The organism is Desulfovibrio sp. JC010 (assembly GCF_010470675.1).
Lineage (GTDB): Bacteria > Desulfobacterota > Desulfovibrionia > Desulfovibrionales > Desulfovibrionaceae > Maridesulfovibrio.
Genome location: NZ_VOIQ01000006.1, coordinates 24,684 through 39,902 on the forward strand (window position 1 = coordinate 24,684; position 15,219 = coordinate 39,902).

The window sequence follows — 15,219 nt, forward strand, 5'->3', positions numbered from 1 at the left end:
TTCGTTTCAAATGAAAACAAACCATTATGAGACCATTTTAATGAATACCGGAAAACAAACAGAATCGATAAAAAGTTCTTTGGCTGGCGTAACGCCGATGCATAAAGTTCTCAGCGGGGCTTTTATTATCAGTTTTTCTGCTGTGTGGGTCGGTATAGCGGATGTCCCGGCAACAACATCCGGTTTTTACCGGGTATTTTTCGGATCATTATTTTTATTTATAGCTGCTGCTTTTTCGGGAGAGTTAAAACAGATAAACCTGAAACAGGTAGTGCCGTACAGTGTCTGCGGTTTTTTATTCGCGTTGGACTTGTACTTCTGGCATGAAAGCATCCTTTTGGTCGGGCCGGGACTGGCAACGATTTTAGGTAATTGTCAGGTTTTTATCATGGCTTTGTGCGGAGTTATATTTTTGGGAGAAAGACTTACCGCAAGGTTTGTTTTCTCTTTACCCGTGGCTATTTTCGGCCTGCTGCTCCTGATCGGCTTTAATTGGTCAGAACTTTCTGAGCCATCAATGAAAGGCATCATTTACGGACTACTGACCGCATTCTGCTATGCTTTATTTATGCTGACATTACGAAGAATCCAAGGCCGCTCAGCATCGGACCTAACTTTCTCACCGCTGCTTTTTGTGTCTGCCTTCTGTGCTGCTTTTCTGGCTATCGTATTATTTTTAACCGACACCTCTTTTGTAATTCCAGACCTGAAATCCTTTGGCTCATTGCTTACGCTGGGCCTGTTCAGTCAGGCTGCAGGCTGGATAATGATAGCTACTGCCATGCCCAGAATTCCAGCCTCCATCACCGGGCTGGTGCTTCTGCTGCAGCCGTTTCTATCATTTCTCTGGGATGTTCTGATTTTTTACCGCCCCACAACACATATCCATTGGCTGGGTGTTTTTGTTACCCTTTCAGCAATATATCTGGGTGCATCGGGGAAAAAGAGCTGATATTACAACATGTCTTCCCAGAGCGGAGATGAAAATATTCCATCTTCAGCAGCCTCTTCGTATTGTAGAAAAAGCTCCCACGGCATGGCGAAGGTCAGATATTCAGGAGGTATTGTTTTACGGATATGCTTTCTGGCCGCAAGGTCTGTAAGCCCCAGAACAGGACGGGGAATATCAGCCGCCGCCTGCTGGAAAACATACGCTCCGATCATCTGGCATGCTGCTCCCTGAGGAGCCATTATATCCAGCAGACCATCCCTGACAGAGCCGGCCAGAGTGATAAGTGCTGACAATTGCAAAGGGTTTACTACAAAAACAACTGAAGCCGGAACTTCACCATCTGTAACTTCGGAAAGCGGTTTCAAGACTCTGAATTCTTCTTTGAAATCATATTCAGGCAGCTCTTCGGTCATCCAGCGGCGTGCCTTCCCCGGCGAAGCATGAAATCTCTCACCCACAGTAAGCTTGTTGACCATATGTTTGGGAGCATGCTTTACCGCCTCAGCATAGGCATCAGGGTCTTTGGCTGAATCGATCCCTTTGGAAAAAAAAGCCTCAAAAACATCAAGTCCGCCCATAACAGAAGGATATACAGATCCTAGACCCAGCCCCACTGAAGCACCGGGGCACCCATATGTGTTTCTATCAAAAACAGCTGTCTTAGCATGTGCTGCCACTTGTGCGAACATAGTCATTATGCAGACATACTTTCCTTCCTTGGGTTGTATGGCACCATCAGGGCGTTCATCAGAAGTCAACAGGGCAACCGGGTGCATCTCCGGGCTTAAGTGCTTTGCGATTATACTTTCCATTTATCTCTCCATTCTAAATAACTTATCATATCTTTTGAACAACTGAATTTAAACCAACATTTATATTCATAGATAAAATGCAAACATTACTCAAAGATGATCTGAATATTACAACCACGGAATAATCAATCAGCTTTCATCCTGACAAAATTCAAGAGAAATATTTTTCATAACTCCCCCCCCAACCTTGCCATCTCTCCATCCGTACTTATATGTAGCCCAGACATTGCCCCGCCTGACAATTTGGGCTATGCAATTTTTCGCAACAGATATTTCAAAGCACGGAGTAAATATAAATGCCTATTTTCGAATATAAATGTGCTGACTGCGGCAATGAGTTCGAGGAGCTGGTTTTCAACCGCGACGAATGCCCTCCCTGCCCGGCCTGTAAATCCGAACAGACCGAAAAACTCATGTCCGCATGCAAGTTCAAAACAGGCGGCGGAGCACCTGATATGGGTGATTTCGGAGCAGCTCCCGCTCCGGCAGCTTCTTCCAGCAGCAGCGGTTGTGCCGGATGTTCCGGCGGCGACTGTTCTTCCTGTGGCAGTTAAGCAACAATAAATTTCAATACAAACGGCGGAACAATGAGAAAAATCACTATCGCAACCCGTGGCAGCAAACTTGCCCTCTGGCAGGCCAACCATATTTCCGACCTTCTGCGTGAAGAGTACCCCGGAATCGAAGTTCAACTGCTCAAGATTAAAACCAAGGGCGACAAAATTCTGGACGTTCCGCTGGCAAAAGTGGGCGGCAAAGGTCTTTTCGTAAAGGAAATCGAAGAAGCACTGCTTGATGGCCGCGCCGACCTCGCTGTGCACAGCATGAAGGACGTTCCCACAGAACTTCCCGAAGGTCTTGAAGTAGGCATCATTCCTCCGCGTGAGGCAGAAACCGACACCCTGCTTTCCGTAAAATACAACTCCCTTAAGGATCTGCCCGCAGGTGCCGTTGTGGGCACCAGCAGCCTGCGCCGCCAGTCTCAGGTGTTGTCCCTGCGCGATGATCTTAAAATCGAATCCCTGCGCGGCAACCTCGACACCCGCGTAAACAAGCTGCTCAACGGCGAATTTGACGCCATTGTGGTTGCCACCGCCGGACTGAACAGACTCAAACTTTCCGCCCCCAAAAGCGAAATCCTCGGTCCCCCGACCTTCCTGCCCGCAGTGGCACAGGGCGCGCTGGGCATCGAATACCGCATCGAAGACACCGAAATTCAGGACATCCTCGCCTTCCTGCATGATGAAATGACCGCCCGTCAGGTCAAAGCCGAACGCGGTTTCCTGACCGGACTGGACGGCGGTTGTCAGGTGCCCATCGCAGCATGGTCCCAGCTTGACGGCGATCAGGTTAAACTGACCGGATTCGTTGCCGACATTGACGGCTCCAGCCCCATCTGCATGGAAAAGAGCGGACCTGCTGACGATGCATGGGACATCGGCATGGCTCTAGCCGAAGAAGTGCTGGCCGCAGGAGCAAAAGAAATTCTCGATCGCGTTTATGATAAGTGCTAGCTAGGCAAGACACCTCCGGTGGCCCTGCCGGGGGCCTTAAACCCTTTTGAAAAAAGGGTTTAAGAATCCCAAAACCTTTCAGTATGCTTCGCATATAGTTTGGAAAGGCTACATAAAACCAAAAGACCTTAATATCTTTCGAGATATTAAGGTCTTTTTAATATATTTCTTTTTTTTGAATTAAGCCCCTAAAGTTAACTCCTCAGCCGCCGATAAGAACATAAACAGGAATCATGTTCTTTTAAAAACTTCATTTATAACTTCCAGGGACGGAGGTATAAGATGTCAAACGCACCCGAATTAAACAAGGTTGCACAGGTACCGCCCGCTAGGGACGAAGATCTGGCTAACTCCATGAAAGATCTGCGGAAGAAGAGACTGGAGAGAAAGGCGTATGGGGACCCGGATATGCACCGGGAACTGGTGAAGATTGTATCCTCGCCCGTGTACAACGCCAATGCGGAACTTATTCAGGCTGTTACATCCAGCCGGGGTTCTGCATAAGAAGCCGGGCATTAAAATATTTCCATAAAAGGAATCGCCAATTCCTCCTCATAAAAAAGAAGGGCGCAGTTCTCCGGAGAACTGCGCCCTTTGTTGTTTTACTTTCAATCAGGCAACTATACTATCCGCAGCCGTGCCACGCCTGCCTCATGAGCTTTGACTTCGCCTACATGAACAGCCAGATCACCGGCCTCCAACAACATGTCTGTGGCCTGCTGCTGCTGTTCTTCACGAACAGCCAGAATCAGTCCGCCGGATGTCTGGGCATCAAAAACAAGATCGGTCTTGATGGAGTCCGCATCAGCTGCGGCCTGCACCTGTGAACTGCAATAATTGCGGTTGGCAAAGCTGCCCGCCGGGATCATGCCCATGGAAGCCAGTTCCAGAACATCATCCATGAACGGCACCTTATCCAGCCAGAGTTCCACGGCCACATTTGAGGCATCGGCCATTTCCAGCACATGCCCGCCAAGGCCGAATCCGGTTACATCCGTTGCACCCTTGAGGCCCAGCTCACGGATAACCTTACCGCCCGCGCTGTTCAGCTTGGAGGACCATTTATAAACATCTTCTTCAAATTTCTTGGCACCTTCCCAATCAGCCTTCAAAGCCGTAGCCAGCACCCCGGTTCCCAGCGGCTTGGTCAGCAGCAGCTGGTCGCCTTCGCGCAAGCCCTTGTTGGAAGCAAAACCGTCCGGTTCAACCATTCCGGTTACCGAAAGCCCGTACTTGATTTCATCGTCTTCCACGCTGTGCCCGCCGGCCAGCACGGCCCCGGATTCAAGGATTTTATCCATGCCGCCTTTGAGAATCTCGCGCAGGATTTCCGGTCCCATTTCTTTCATGGGGTAGCAGACAATATTCATGGCGGTCCAGGGTTCGCCGCCCATGGAGTAAACATCGGAAAGGGAATTGGCCGCAGCAATCTGCCCGAACCAGTAAGGATCATTTACCACCGGGGTAAAAAAGTCCAAGGTCTGGACCAGTGCTTTGCCCGCAGGAAAAGAGACTATGGCGGAATCCTCGTTTCCGCCCAGCCCGGTAAGAAGGCGCGCATCCTCCACGGCCAAACCGCACAAAACCTGCTCCAGGTCCCCCGGAGCGATCTTGGCTGCTCAACCGGCTGCTTTAACAGTCTTTACCAATTCTTTCGGCATAATATTGTCCTATTTGCCTTCGGCGACCCTGCCGGGGGCCTTAAACCCTTTTTGAAAAAAGGGTTTAAGAATCCCAAAAACTTTTAATAGTTTTAGTCATACCTTGTGAACGTATGACAATCTTCCAGACAAAGATGCGAAGCATAATAAAAAGTTTAGGAGAGTCCAGAGAACCCTTTCCAAAGGGTTCTTTGGCCGCCGGAGGCACTCTTAACCTCCCGGGTTAACCCCGGCAGCGTCGTACGTTGCCATTTCATTAAAAATATTTGCGGCTGCACGCAGCATGAACATGGACAGTGCCGCGCCTGAGCCTTCACCAAGCCTCATATCGAGATGCAAAAGCGGCCTGCGCCCAAGAGCCTTGATTACTTTCGCATAACCCGGTTCGGCTGAAGCATGGCTGAGTACGCAATACCCGCCCACTGCCGGACATATCTGCGCAGCGGCAGCGTAGGCTGCGGTGGAAATAAATCCATCGATGCAGATCATCTGTTTATTCTTTGCCCCGCCTATGATCAGCCCTGCCAAAGCGGCAATTTCATACCCGCCCAGCGCAGACAGAATAGCAAAAGAATCTGAAGAACGCACGGCGTCAGCATTCGCCTTTAAAGCCCGGCGCACAACTTCAGTTTTGCGCAGCACCCCCTCGGAATCAATTCCGCCGCCCGGCCCGGTGATGTCTGCGGGATCGAGATCGAAATATGCACAATAGAGGGCTGTGGAGGGCGTTGTGTTGGAGACTCCCATTTCTCCGGTCCCAAGGACTTTGATACCTTGAGCGTGAGCCTCGTCAGCAAGGTCGATGCCCAGAGCCATGGCCCGCAGGCAGCAACCCTCGTCCATGGCCGGACCTTTAGAAATATTGTCAGTGCCGCAGGCCACCCTGCGCTGAATCAGGTTGGGATGTTCGGGGAAAGGGCCACCCTTGCACCCGGCATCGACCACCATCAGCTCCACCCCGGAGGTACGGGCCAGTACGTTGATCCCCGCTCCACCGGCCAGAAAGTTTTCCACCATCTGACGGGTAACTTCCTGCGGAAAGTAGCTGACGTCCTCCTCGTTGACCCCGTGATCCCCGGCAATGGTGTAAATACGGGCCGGATCGGACTGGGGAGGATTGCCGCCGGAGGCAACGAACATCTTCACCGCAAGATCTTCCAGCCTGCCGAGGCTTCCAAGAGGTTTGGTCAGGTTGTCCAGATGAGCACGGGCCTGTGCTTCATAGGACGAATCCACGGGCTGCACAGCACTGACAACATGCTCTAGTCCTGCTCTGGAATATTCATTCATTATTTAAACCTCTTTTGGCGGCCCTGCTGTATTGAGAAACCATAAACGGGTATGCTAGAGTCCATTCCGTAATGAAAAAAATCTGTATTCTACATGCCAATTGTCAGGGTGAACCGCTTGAAGAACTGCTTCTGCTGAGTGAAGAATTCAGTTCCACCTACGATATCCACCAATTCACCAACTACACCCGCGATCACATCCCGGCAGAACTTATCGCCGCCTGCGACCTTTTTATATACCAGCCGCTACCGGCTGAGAACTGGGCAGAACTGGCATCGGATAAAATCATTTCACGCTTAAAGAGCAAGGCCCGCGCGATTGCTTTTCCGAGCATGTTTTTCAAGCATTACTGGCCGCTGTGGTCCAATGTACGCGGCTTCAATTACCGGGACATATTTCTTGATTCCCTGCTGGACCGGGACCTGAGCGAATCACAGGTGCTGCACCTGTTCATGAACACCAGGCTGACCAATATCTATGATTTCAAGGAGATCATGGACAGCTCGGAACAAATTGAACGGGACAAGGAACAACAGACCCCGGTTCGCTACGTGGACTGGGTTCTTGAAAACTACAGACAAAAACCAGTTTTCAAGACCATCAATCATCCGAATACAGAACTGCTGATCATCACCGCAAACACACTGCTGGAAGAACTGGGTATGGATCGGCTGCCGGAAAACAAGCTGGAAAATTTCCCGCCTCCGTTCCCTGAATTTGAACAACCCATCCATCCGCAGGTTGCCGAATACCTCGGTCTGGAATTCGGCGGCCCGGAGCAGCGTTACCACGTTTACGGCGCAGAACTCACCTTTGAAGAATACGTCATGCGCTACATCAAGTGCCGCAGAAACAATATTGAAGACTTCATCGGCTTTCTTATGGCCGCTGCGCGGATGGAGAAAGCCTGATCCTGTCTTATCCGTTCAGGTTCGGCGGCCCCATGACGATCATTTCAGCAAGGGTCAGGTCCACTTTGGGCATGGTTCTGATCTTATTGCCAAGCAGCCCCATCTCAAGGCCGACGAGTTCTTTGTAGAGCGGAGTGCGATCCACCACCGGCACATTATCCATATCCTTGGTCAGGTCCTGACACTTGAAACATCCGGGAAAGGAAAGCTGGCGGCCATTGGGCTGGCGCAGGGTATTGACCACCCCGTGCATACGGCAGATCATCAGCCTGTGCTTGTAAACACCGCAGAGGCCGTCGTCATTCAGCGGACACATGATCTTCGGGCGCATGCCGTTTTCCAGCATGGCCTGCGCATTACGCACATAATCTTCGGAACGGGCGATATATTCATTACGCTTGGCTTCAGGCAGTTTGTTCAAGCCCTGCCAGAGATAGGTCCATTCCACATAGGTATGGTGCTGAAAATAGCTGGTACAACAGTTTTCTTCGCAGCCCTCGCAGGAAAGACCGATTTTAGCGGAAGTATCGGCATAGACAGAGGCCATGCGTTCATACAGCGCGCCCAGTTTACGGAACACAGCCTGTCTGGTCATTTTTTTCATTATATATCCTTAACTTTACTTACTTCTTTTGACTTGAGCCACTGGAGAATCTGCTCCGCACACTCTTCCGGGGAGCACTGATCCGTGTCTACGGCAAAATCAGCATACTGCTCATAGAGGGGAATCCGTTCCTTGTAGAGACCTTCCAATGACTGGCCGGGAGTGATAGCCAGTCCGCGCTCGGCACCGCTGCCCACCCGCTGAAGGCAGGTTTCAGCAGAAATGCGCAGATAAACCACCGGACCGAGCAGCTTGAGTCGTTCCATGGCTTTGGGGCCGTAAATCACGCTGCCTCCGGTGGAGACAACCATACGCAGCACCCCGATACCGGAAACGATGTATTCCTCGGACTTGCGGAATTCATCAACGCCCAGATGATCGACAATCCCTTGCAGCGGGCTGCCGTAATATCCTTCGATGACCGAATCCGTATCCATGTGCTCCCAGCCCAGCTTTTCAGCCAGCAGCGGTGCCAGAGTAGACTTCCCGGCTCCGGCCATGCCGATCAGGATAACGGAGCAGTCCTCTGAGAATTCGTTATTCCATTCTTGCATAAAAAAATTTCAACCCTTTACTCAGGAACGGATGATGACGACCTTATCTTCGTCATCGCGCTCTTTGACCAGAACATTTACATGCTGGTCTTCAAAGGTGACCACTTCCTTGCCCACATAGTCAGCCCGGATAGGCAGTTCACGGTGTCCGCGATCAACCAGCACCAGCAGTTCAACTCTCTGCGGGCGGCCGAAATCAAGTACAGCTTCAAGGGCGGCACGCACAGTACGCCCGGAAAAAAGCACATCATCCACCAGAATCACAGACGCGGATTCAATATCAAAAGGAATCTCAGTGCAGTTGATGCTCGGCTGACGGGTCAAGTTGGTCCAGTCATCACGATAAAGATTGATATCCAGCTTGCCCAGCGGTATCTTACGCCCCAGTTTCTCATCCAGAATTTTCTTGAGCCGCTCTGCGAGATCCGCACCGCGACGCTGAATGCCGATAATCGCAAGATTTTCATTGTCCCCGCGACGCTCGGTCACTTCTGATGCGAGACGATCCAGTGTACGGGCCACAGCCTTTTCAGAAAGAACTACTTTTTGTTCCGTCATACCCACTTGCCTTATAGAAGTTGATTCTTATTCTCATATTTGCTCAGATTACTTTTTAACCCTGTCGGGACTAGCTATAATTAATGTATCCGGGCAATGCAATCCCCCTGTACTACCACCGGGCCCCGGCAAACAAGGATATAATATGCACAGCACATTTGAAATCAAGGGTATGACCTGCTCGGCCTGCTCGGCACGGCTGGAACGGGTTATCGGAAATCTGGAAGGCGTCAGCAAGGCCACGGTCAATCTGGCAGCAGAATCCCTTGCAGCAGATTACGACCCGGAGCAGGTCTCAAGCGCAGACATCATTTCCTCAGTAGAAACAGCAGGCTTCGAAGCCGTGGAAAAAATTGAAGGAACAGAGCTGACCCTTCCGGTTTCCGGCATGGCCTGCTCGGCATGTTCAGCAAGACTGGAGCGGGTACTGAACGGAACTGACGGCGTTATTTCAGCACAGATCAGCCTTGCTTCGGAAACCGCCACTTTAAATTTCAACCCTGCTGAAATCTCCCTGCGTGAAATCAGGCAGATCATCAGTGATGCCGGATTTGAGTCCGGGCAAATTCAATCCGCACACAACGCCAAAGAAAATTTCGAAAAAAGAAAAGCGGAAAACGCGGCCAAACTGGCTGAGATGAAAAACAGGCTTATTGCCGCCCTTGTCTTCACCGTCCCCTTGCTGACCATCACCATGGGGCACATGGCGGGCATGCCTCTGCCAGAAGCAATTGAGCCGCACTCTTCCCCGCTGGGCTTTGCCCTGATCCAGCTGGCCCTGACCGCTCCGGTGCTCTGGTTCGGACGCAATTTCTATCAGCAGGGTTTCCCCAATCTGCTGCGCGGAGCTCCGAACATGGACTCGCTCATTGCAGTGGGAACCTCAGCAGCGGTGATCTACTCCCTGTGGAACACCCTTGAAATCGGGCTGGACATTGATGCACAGATGCGGGCCATGGATCTTTATTATGAATCAGCAGCCACCATCATCGCCTTGATCTCGCTGGGTAAATTTCAGGAAACCCGTGCCCGCTCGCGCACTTCCGCCGCTATTGAAAAGCTCATGGACCTGACCCCGGCACAGGCTATCCTGCTGCAGGACGGGGAGCAGATCCCCACCCCGGTGGAAGAAATCGGTCCCGGCGACATCATCCTCATCCGCCCCGGTGACCGGGTGGCCGCTGACGGCAGGGTCAGCGAAGGGCATTCGGACATTGATGAATCCATGCTCACCGGGGAATCCATGCCCGTAACCAAAAACGCTGGCGACGATGTGGCCGGAGGCACAGTGAATGTAGGAGGCGGCGCGCTCAAGGTGCAGGTCACCAATGTGGGCGAGAACACTGTTCTTTCACGCATAATCCGTCTTGTGCAGGAAGCGCAGGGCTCCAAGGCCCCCATTTCCAGCCTTGCGGATACGGTCAGTTTTTATTTCGTACCCACGGTCATGGCCATCGGCATTGCGGCCGCGCTGGGCTGGTTCTTTTTCAGCGAAGAGCCGTTTACCTTTGCATTGCGCATCTTCATCAGCGTCATGGTTATCGCCTGCCCCTGCGCCATGGGACTGGCTACCCCCACGGCCATCATGGTCGGCACCGGACGCGGAGCGCAGCTGGGCGTGCTGGTTAAGTCCGGTGAAGCCCTTGAGACTGCCGGAAAAATTAAAACCATGGTCTTTGATAAGACCGGAACCCTGACCTACGGACGCCCCGAAGTCGCCGAAACATTTACCGTAGAGGGTGAAAATTCCGAAGAACTTCTCCGACTGGCCGGGTCAGCGGAAAAGCAATCCGAACATCCGCTGGCAAAGGCAGTGGTTCAGGCTGCGGAAAAACTGGATTCACAGCTGCCGGAGACAACATCTTTTCAAGCTGTATCGGGACTGGGTATCAGCACTGAAACCGCAGGCCACGCCATGCTGCTCGGCAACCGCAAATTCCTCGAACAAAGCTTTACCGGCGGGCTGGATGATATTGCTGCCAATGAAGCAGCCCTGCGCTTTGCTGCTGCCGGACAAAGCCCGCTTTACATTGCCAAGGACGGCAAGCTGGCCGGGATCTTAGCCATTGCCGACCGCATCAAAGACGAAACCCCGCAGACAATCAACAAACTTCACAAACTCGGCGTACAGACAGTCATGCTCACCGGGGACAATGAAAAAGTAGCTCACGCTATTGCCGATAAAGCCGGGATCGATAAAGTCATTGCGCAGGTCATGCCTGACCGCAAGGCAGAAGTGGTCAATCAGGAAAAAGAAGCCGGTCGCAGAGTAGCCATGGTCGGAGACGGCATAAATGATGCTCCGGCCCTTGCATCCGCTGATCTGGGCATTGCCATGGGCACCGGAATTGATGTTGCAATTGAATCAGGAGACGTAGTACTGATGAAGGGCGATCTGGGCGGAGTGCTCACAGCACTCTCCTTAAGCCGGGCAACTGTGCGCAATATCAAACAGAACCTGTTCTGGGCTTTTGCCTTTAACGTACTGGGTATCCCGGTCGCAGCCGGACTGCTGCATGTCTTCGGCGGGCCGACCCTTTCGCCCATGTTTGCGGCAGCAGCCATGTCGCTCAGCTCGGTAACTGTGGTCAGCAACGCTCTGCGACTGAAATTCTTTAAACCGGAAGATTAGATTTGAAAGATATCACCCTTGTTTTCCCGCAATGGCAGGGTTCCATTGACAATGAAGCACTATCAGACGGAACGCATGCTCTGGCTGAAGAAATTCCCGGACTGCCAGCCATTCAAACAGTGGAGACAGCACCCTTCAGGGAGCTGGAACCCGGCGGTCCCATTGCGGGCAAGGATGATATAGTCAGACAACTAAAAAACTGCTGCGCCCTGCTTGAGCAGGAAAATCCGCAGCGGGTACTGCTACTGGGCGGCGACTGTTCCACGGAAACAGGTCCGGTATCATGGATGTCCCGCAAGCACGGCAGCAAGCTGGCCCTGATCTGGTTTGACGCCCACCCGGACCTGAACACCCCGGCAACCTCGCAGTCGGGGAGATTGCAAGGCATGGCCCTTTCCGTCCTGCTGGGCAATGCGGACCGGGAAATCAATGAAACCATGTTCAGCCCGCTGAATCCGCAACAGGTCTTCTGCGCAGGAACCAGAACCTTTGATCCGCCGGAACTGGATTTTATCGTCAGCAGCAAGATGAAAATTTTCAGTCCCGGAGAACTGGAACGGGATCCGGCATGGCTGGCAAAACAGATCGCAGAAGCCGGGTTCAGCAAAGTATACATCCATCTTGACGTGGACGCGGTCAACCCCATCGGCTTTCCGCACGGAAAACCTTCACCGCCTGCCGGGCTTGCCTTTGGAAATATTCTGCAAGTTATCGATGAAGTCGGAGAGAAGGCGGATATATGCGGGCTGGGTATTACGGAGTTTCATCCGGGCAATGAACGGGGAGCGCAAAAAGCGGCTCTGCTGATAGATAAAGCACTGCCCGGATTTCTTACAGACTGAGATACAATGCAAAAAAGAATGGAGTACTGCATAAACAACTGCAGTACTCCATTTTATTTGGTCTGTAGAACCTGATTGTCGAAGGTCAATACAGACCGGATGTCGAAGATATTACGAAAGCTCCCTGATCATATCTCTGATCGGCTTTCCATTGGGAGCCTTTGCTCCGGGGTTCATCTGAATCAGACCCTTCCATGCCTGAATAGCCCCGGCCTTATCCTTAAGGTCGTAGTAGAGAACAATCCCTTTATTAAAACGGGCAGTCTCATGCTTAGGTGATGCCAGAATGGCTTTATCAAAACTCTCCACCGCTTTTTGCGGATTGCCGTGACGACGGTACATCACTCCCAGATCAGTCAGCACATGGGCATTATCTGGCTCTAATGCTAAAGACTTTTGATATGCTTCAATAGCCTTGTCATGCCGATCTGAATCAAAATAGAGGTTTCCGAGTCTGGTCCACAATTGCGCTGACCCCGGCTGAGACTCTAGCTGCCTTTTTGTTTCCTCTATCTGCTGTGTAAATCCGGTTCCTCCGGCTGTTGTCTGCGGAGTTGCGGAGTCCTTCAAAGCAGGTATAAAAACACCGCCGAAAAACAGCCCCACAGCCAGAGCCGCAACAACAATGATGATCATATTGCTATTTTTACCGCCGCCTGATGAACCATTCTTTTTTGTTGAGGGTTTTCTCCCCTTTTTTTTCTTTCCCAAACCTATCTCCCTGACACTTCCGGCCTCAAACTCCGGAGTGCTTTTTTTGTGCACATTGCACAAGACAAGTGCAGATAATTGCTCACCTTGCACATAGTGAAAAGCAATTAAGTTAAAATTACAAAGACATACGCCAAATATTAAATCCTAAGTTAGCAACAGACATACCAAATACAATGCTATGCATTGCAAATAGCTGACAGCCTCAGAAGATTATACGGTTATTTTCCGCTATTTTTCGACAAAAACGACATTCCCCTTTAAAGCCATTTCAAGAGAAATTCCTGTTATCTCAAAATAGACCCATCTTTTTTAACCAAAACGCAGACACCGACACTCTATTTTGTATTTTGAAGAAGAAAACTTCCATCTACAAATCCGTAAAACCTACATACAAAAACGTAGTTTTTAAATGCATTTTACACAAAACAACATTGATTAAAATCTGATTTACTTCATCTTTCCGCAGCAAAAGAGCTACTTTTTTGCCTTAAAAAAAATTTAGCAATAATTTTCTTGCCCATTCCTTCTGCTTTATGTACGTATCTCAGAACAATATTTTGCAAAGGGGCTATCCTGCGAAACTTGTGCAATAATTTCGCAGAATTTTGGTGCTAAAAAAAACAAGGGATGATTTTTATGGAATTAATGAATTCACTGGACGCAATTGTTGGTAAAATCGGCGCATTCGCATGGGGACCGCCCATGCTGATCCTTCTGGTCGGTACAGGATTCTGGCTGACCCTCGCGCTGCGCGGCGTCCAGTTCAGCAAACTTTTTTACGCTCTGTACCTTGCACTCATCAAACGCAAGGAAGAAACCGACGAACCCGGCGACATCACTCACTTCCAGGCTCTGATGACCGCCCTTTCCGCAACAGTCGGCACCGGTAACATCGCCGGTGTTGCTACTGCAGTTGCCGTCGGTGGCCCCGGTGCACTTTTCTGGATGTGGATTACCGGTCTCGTAGGCATGGCAACCAAATACGCGGAAGCGGTTCTGGCTGTTAAATACAGAGAAGTTGATGAGAACGGCGAAATGAGCGGTGGTCCCATGTACTACATCTCCAAGGGCCTGAATATGCCCTGGCTGGGAACCCTCTTCGCAATCTTCGCTTCCATCGCCGCTTTCGGTATCGGTAACATGGTTCAGTCCAACTCCGTTGCCGATGCAGTAGAAGCAACTTACGGCGTTTCCCCCTACATCACCGGTGGTCTGCTGATGGTTCTGACCGCTGCCGTTATCCTCGGCGGCATTAAGAAAATCGGTAAAGTTACCGGCATGCTCGTTCCCATCATGATCGTTTTCTACATGGCGGGCGCAGCTTACATCATTCTGACCAACCTTTCCGGCGTACCCGCAGCCTTCGCTCTCATTTTCGAGCAGGCTTTCAACCCCACTTCCGCAGTCGGCGGTTTTGCAGGTGCTACCGTAATGCTCGCTATCCGCATGGGTGTTGCCCGCGGCGTATTCTCTAACGAATCCGGTCTCGGCTCCGCTCCTATCGCAGCAGCAGCTGCGCAGACCAAAGAGCCCGTTACCCAGGCTCTGGTTTCCATGACTCAGACTTTCATCGATACTCTCGTAGTCTGCACCATGACCGGTCTGGTTCTGATCCTCACAGGCGCATGGTCCAACGGCACCACCGGTGCAGAGTTGACCACCGTTGCTTTCTCCATGGGCATGACCGGCGGCGCGCATATCGTTACCATCGGCCTGATCCTTTTCGCATACTCCACCATCCTCGGCTGGTGCTACTACGGTGAAAAATCCATGGAATACCTCTTCGGTGTAAAGGCCATCCTGCCTTTCCGTCTCGTATTCATCTGCTTCGTAGGTGTCGGTGCCATTGCCAAGCTCAGCTTCGTATGGAACCTCTCCGATACCTTCAACGGCCTCATGGCGATCCCCAACCTCATTGGTCTGATCATGCTGACCCCGGTTGTTGTGGCTGAAACCAAAGCCTACTTCGCAAAGCAGGCAGGCAAAGCAGCCGCACAGACTGAATCCAAATAGTCTACTGCGGACACACGCACATAAAAATCCCCCGCCCGGATACCGGACGGGGGATTTTCTTATGTTAATGACTCCAGCCCACAATCTTATGCCCGGTGGAGTGCAGGCAAAAAGAAAGGCTGCCCCGTTAAGAGCAGCCTTTAAAAATCATATCTATCAAAC

15 protein-coding genes are annotated in these 15,219 nt (G+C 51.2%); 8 read left to right on the forward strand and 7 right to left on the reverse strand.

The features are described 5' to 3' along the window. The first annotated feature begins 40 nt into the window (after window positions 1–40). Window positions 41–952 carry a DMT family transporter gene (locus FMR86_RS08090; protein WP_203544823.1) on the forward strand — a complete coding sequence of 304 codons (912 nt, stop codon included), beginning with the start codon at window positions 41–43 and terminating at the stop codon, window positions 950–952. Between the two features lie 2 nt (window positions 953–954). Here the strand turns inward: FMR86_RS08090 and FMR86_RS08095 are convergent, their stop codons facing one another. Further along, the gene (locus FMR86_RS08095) at window positions 955–1,764 is read right to left on the reverse strand and encodes a DUF169 domain-containing protein (RefSeq protein WP_163350594.1); all 810 of its coding nucleotides are present in this window, start codon (window positions 1,762–1,764) and stop codon (window positions 955–957) included. A 296-nt stretch (window positions 1,765–2,060) separates the two neighbouring features. On the opposite strand from FMR86_RS08095, the gene FMR86_RS08100 reads away from it, so the two are divergent. From FMR86_RS08100 to FMR86_RS08110, 3 genes are all read left to right on the forward strand, one after another. Then, complete coding sequence (locus tag FMR86_RS08100) at window positions 2,061–2,318, forward strand: zinc ribbon domain-containing protein (RefSeq protein ID WP_163350595.1); 258 nt, start codon at window positions 2,061–2,063, stop codon at window positions 2,316–2,318. Between the two features lie 33 nt (window positions 2,319–2,351). Then, complete coding sequence (hemC, locus tag FMR86_RS08105) at window positions 2,352–3,278, forward strand: hydroxymethylbilane synthase (protein ID WP_163350596.1); 927 nt, start codon at window positions 2,352–2,354, stop codon at window positions 3,276–3,278. Between the two features lie 282 nt (window positions 3,279–3,560). Then, a complete protein-coding gene (locus tag FMR86_RS08110; protein ID WP_163350597.1) occupies window positions 3,561–3,782 on the forward strand; it encodes a hypothetical protein in 222 nt (73 codons plus the stop codon). A gap of 116 nt (window positions 3,783–3,898) precedes the next feature. Here FMR86_RS08110 and selD read toward each other — a convergent pair whose 3' ends face one another. Both selD and cobT read right to left on the reverse strand, forming a co-directional pair. Beyond that, window positions 3,899–4,939, reverse strand: a complete 1,041-nt coding sequence (gene selD / locus FMR86_RS08115) for a selenide, water dikinase SelD (protein WP_163350598.1) — start codon at window positions 4,937–4,939, stop codon at window positions 3,899–3,901. A 210-nt stretch (window positions 4,940–5,149) separates the two neighbouring features. Then, the gene (gene cobT, locus FMR86_RS08120; protein WP_163350599.1) at window positions 5,150–6,229 is read right to left on the reverse strand and encodes a nicotinate-nucleotide--dimethylbenzimidazole phosphoribosyltransferase; all 1,080 of its coding nucleotides are present in this window, start codon (window positions 6,227–6,229) and stop codon (window positions 5,150–5,152) included. Window positions 6,230–6,300: 71 nt separating this feature from the next. On the opposite strand from cobT, the gene FMR86_RS08125 reads away from it, so the two are divergent. Then, window positions 6,301–7,140, forward strand: coding sequence for a WcbI family polysaccharide biosynthesis putative acetyltransferase (locus tag FMR86_RS08125; protein ID WP_163350600.1), 840 nt, complete (start codon window positions 6,301–6,303; stop codon window positions 7,138–7,140). 7 nt (window positions 7,141–7,147) lie between these two features. Here FMR86_RS08125 and FMR86_RS08130 read toward each other — a convergent pair whose 3' ends face one another. Genes FMR86_RS08130 through pyrR form a run of 3 tightly spaced genes read right to left on the reverse strand, consistent with a single transcriptional unit; the run spans window position 7,148 to window position 8,856 of the window. After that, complete coding sequence (locus FMR86_RS08130) at window positions 7,148–7,744, reverse strand: hypothetical protein (protein WP_163350601.1); 597 nt, start codon at window positions 7,742–7,744, stop codon at window positions 7,148–7,150. After that, complete coding sequence (gene thrB, locus FMR86_RS08135; protein ID WP_163350602.1) at window positions 7,744–8,298, reverse strand: homoserine kinase; 555 nt, start codon at window positions 8,296–8,298, stop codon at window positions 7,744–7,746. The genes FMR86_RS08130 and thrB overlap by 1 nt, the downstream gene beginning before the upstream one ends. A gap of 21 nt (window positions 8,299–8,319) precedes the next feature. Continuing rightward, complete coding sequence (pyrR, locus tag FMR86_RS08140; protein ID WP_163350603.1) at window positions 8,320–8,856, reverse strand: bifunctional pyr operon transcriptional regulator/uracil phosphoribosyltransferase PyrR; 537 nt, start codon at window positions 8,854–8,856, stop codon at window positions 8,320–8,322. Window positions 8,857–9,001: 145 nt separating this feature from the next. On the opposite strand from pyrR, the gene FMR86_RS08145 reads away from it, so the two are divergent. Continuing rightward, a complete protein-coding gene (locus FMR86_RS08145; protein WP_163350604.1) occupies window positions 9,002–11,488 on the forward strand; it encodes a heavy metal translocating P-type ATPase in 2,487 nt (828 codons plus the stop codon). Window positions 11,489–11,490: 2 nt separating this feature from the next. Beyond that, complete coding sequence (locus FMR86_RS08150; protein ID WP_163350605.1) at window positions 11,491–12,330, forward strand: arginase family protein; 840 nt, start codon at window positions 11,491–11,493, stop codon at window positions 12,328–12,330. Between the two features lie 111 nt (window positions 12,331–12,441). On the opposite strand, the gene FMR86_RS08155 is transcribed toward FMR86_RS08150, so the two are convergent. Next, the gene (locus FMR86_RS08155; protein WP_239057178.1) at window positions 12,442–13,041 is read right to left on the reverse strand and encodes a tetratricopeptide repeat protein; all 600 of its coding nucleotides are present in this window, start codon (window positions 13,039–13,041) and stop codon (window positions 12,442–12,444) included. Window positions 13,042–13,680: 639 nt separating this feature from the next. On the opposite strand from FMR86_RS08155, the gene FMR86_RS08160 reads away from it, so the two are divergent. Next, entirely contained in the window at window positions 13,681–15,057 is a 1,377-nt protein-coding gene (locus tag FMR86_RS08160; protein ID WP_163350606.1) for a sodium:alanine symporter family protein, read from the forward strand. Window positions 15,058–15,219: the final 162 nt, after the last annotated feature.

Bases quoted from the DNA above. Each gene is read 5' to 3' on its own strand.
- cobT (WP_163350599.1), bottom strand. From the start codon at position 6,229: ATGAATGAATATTCCAGAGCAGGACTAGAGCATGTTGTCAGTGCTGTG.
- thrB (WP_163350602.1), bottom strand. From the start codon at position 8,298: ATGCAAGAATGGAATAACGAATTCTCAGAGGACTGCTCCGTTATCCTG.
- FMR86_RS08095 (WP_163350594.1), bottom strand. From the start codon at position 1,764: ATGGAAAGTATAATCGCAAAGCACTTAAGCCCGGAGATGCACCCGGTT.
- hemC (WP_163350596.1), top strand. From the start codon at position 2,352: ATGAGAAAAATCACTATCGCAACCCGTGGCAGCAAACTTGCCCTCTGG.
- FMR86_RS08110 (WP_163350597.1), top strand. From the start codon at position 3,561: ATGTCAAACGCACCCGAATTAAACAAGGTTGCACAGGTACCGCCCGCT.
- FMR86_RS08145 (WP_163350604.1), top strand. From the start codon at position 9,002: ATGCACAGCACATTTGAAATCAAGGGTATGACCTGCTCGGCCTGCTCG.
- FMR86_RS08125 (WP_163350600.1), top strand. From the start codon at position 6,301: ATGAAAAAAATCTGTATTCTACATGCCAATTGTCAGGGTGAACCGCTT.
- FMR86_RS08160 (WP_163350606.1), top strand. From the start codon at position 13,681: ATGGAATTAATGAATTCACTGGACGCAATTGTTGGTAAAATCGGCGCA.
- FMR86_RS08090 (WP_203544823.1), top strand. From the start codon at position 41: ATGAATACCGGAAAACAAACAGAATCGATAAAAAGTTCTTTGGCTGGC.
- FMR86_RS08100 (WP_163350595.1), top strand. From the start codon at position 2,061: ATGCCTATTTTCGAATATAAATGTGCTGACTGCGGCAATGAGTTCGAG.
- pyrR (WP_163350603.1), bottom strand. From the start codon at position 8,856: ATGACGGAACAAAAAGTAGTTCTTTCTGAAAAGGCTGTGGCCCGTACA.
- FMR86_RS08130 (WP_163350601.1), bottom strand. From the start codon at position 7,744: ATGAAAAAAATGACCAGACAGGCTGTGTTCCGTAAACTGGGCGCGCTG.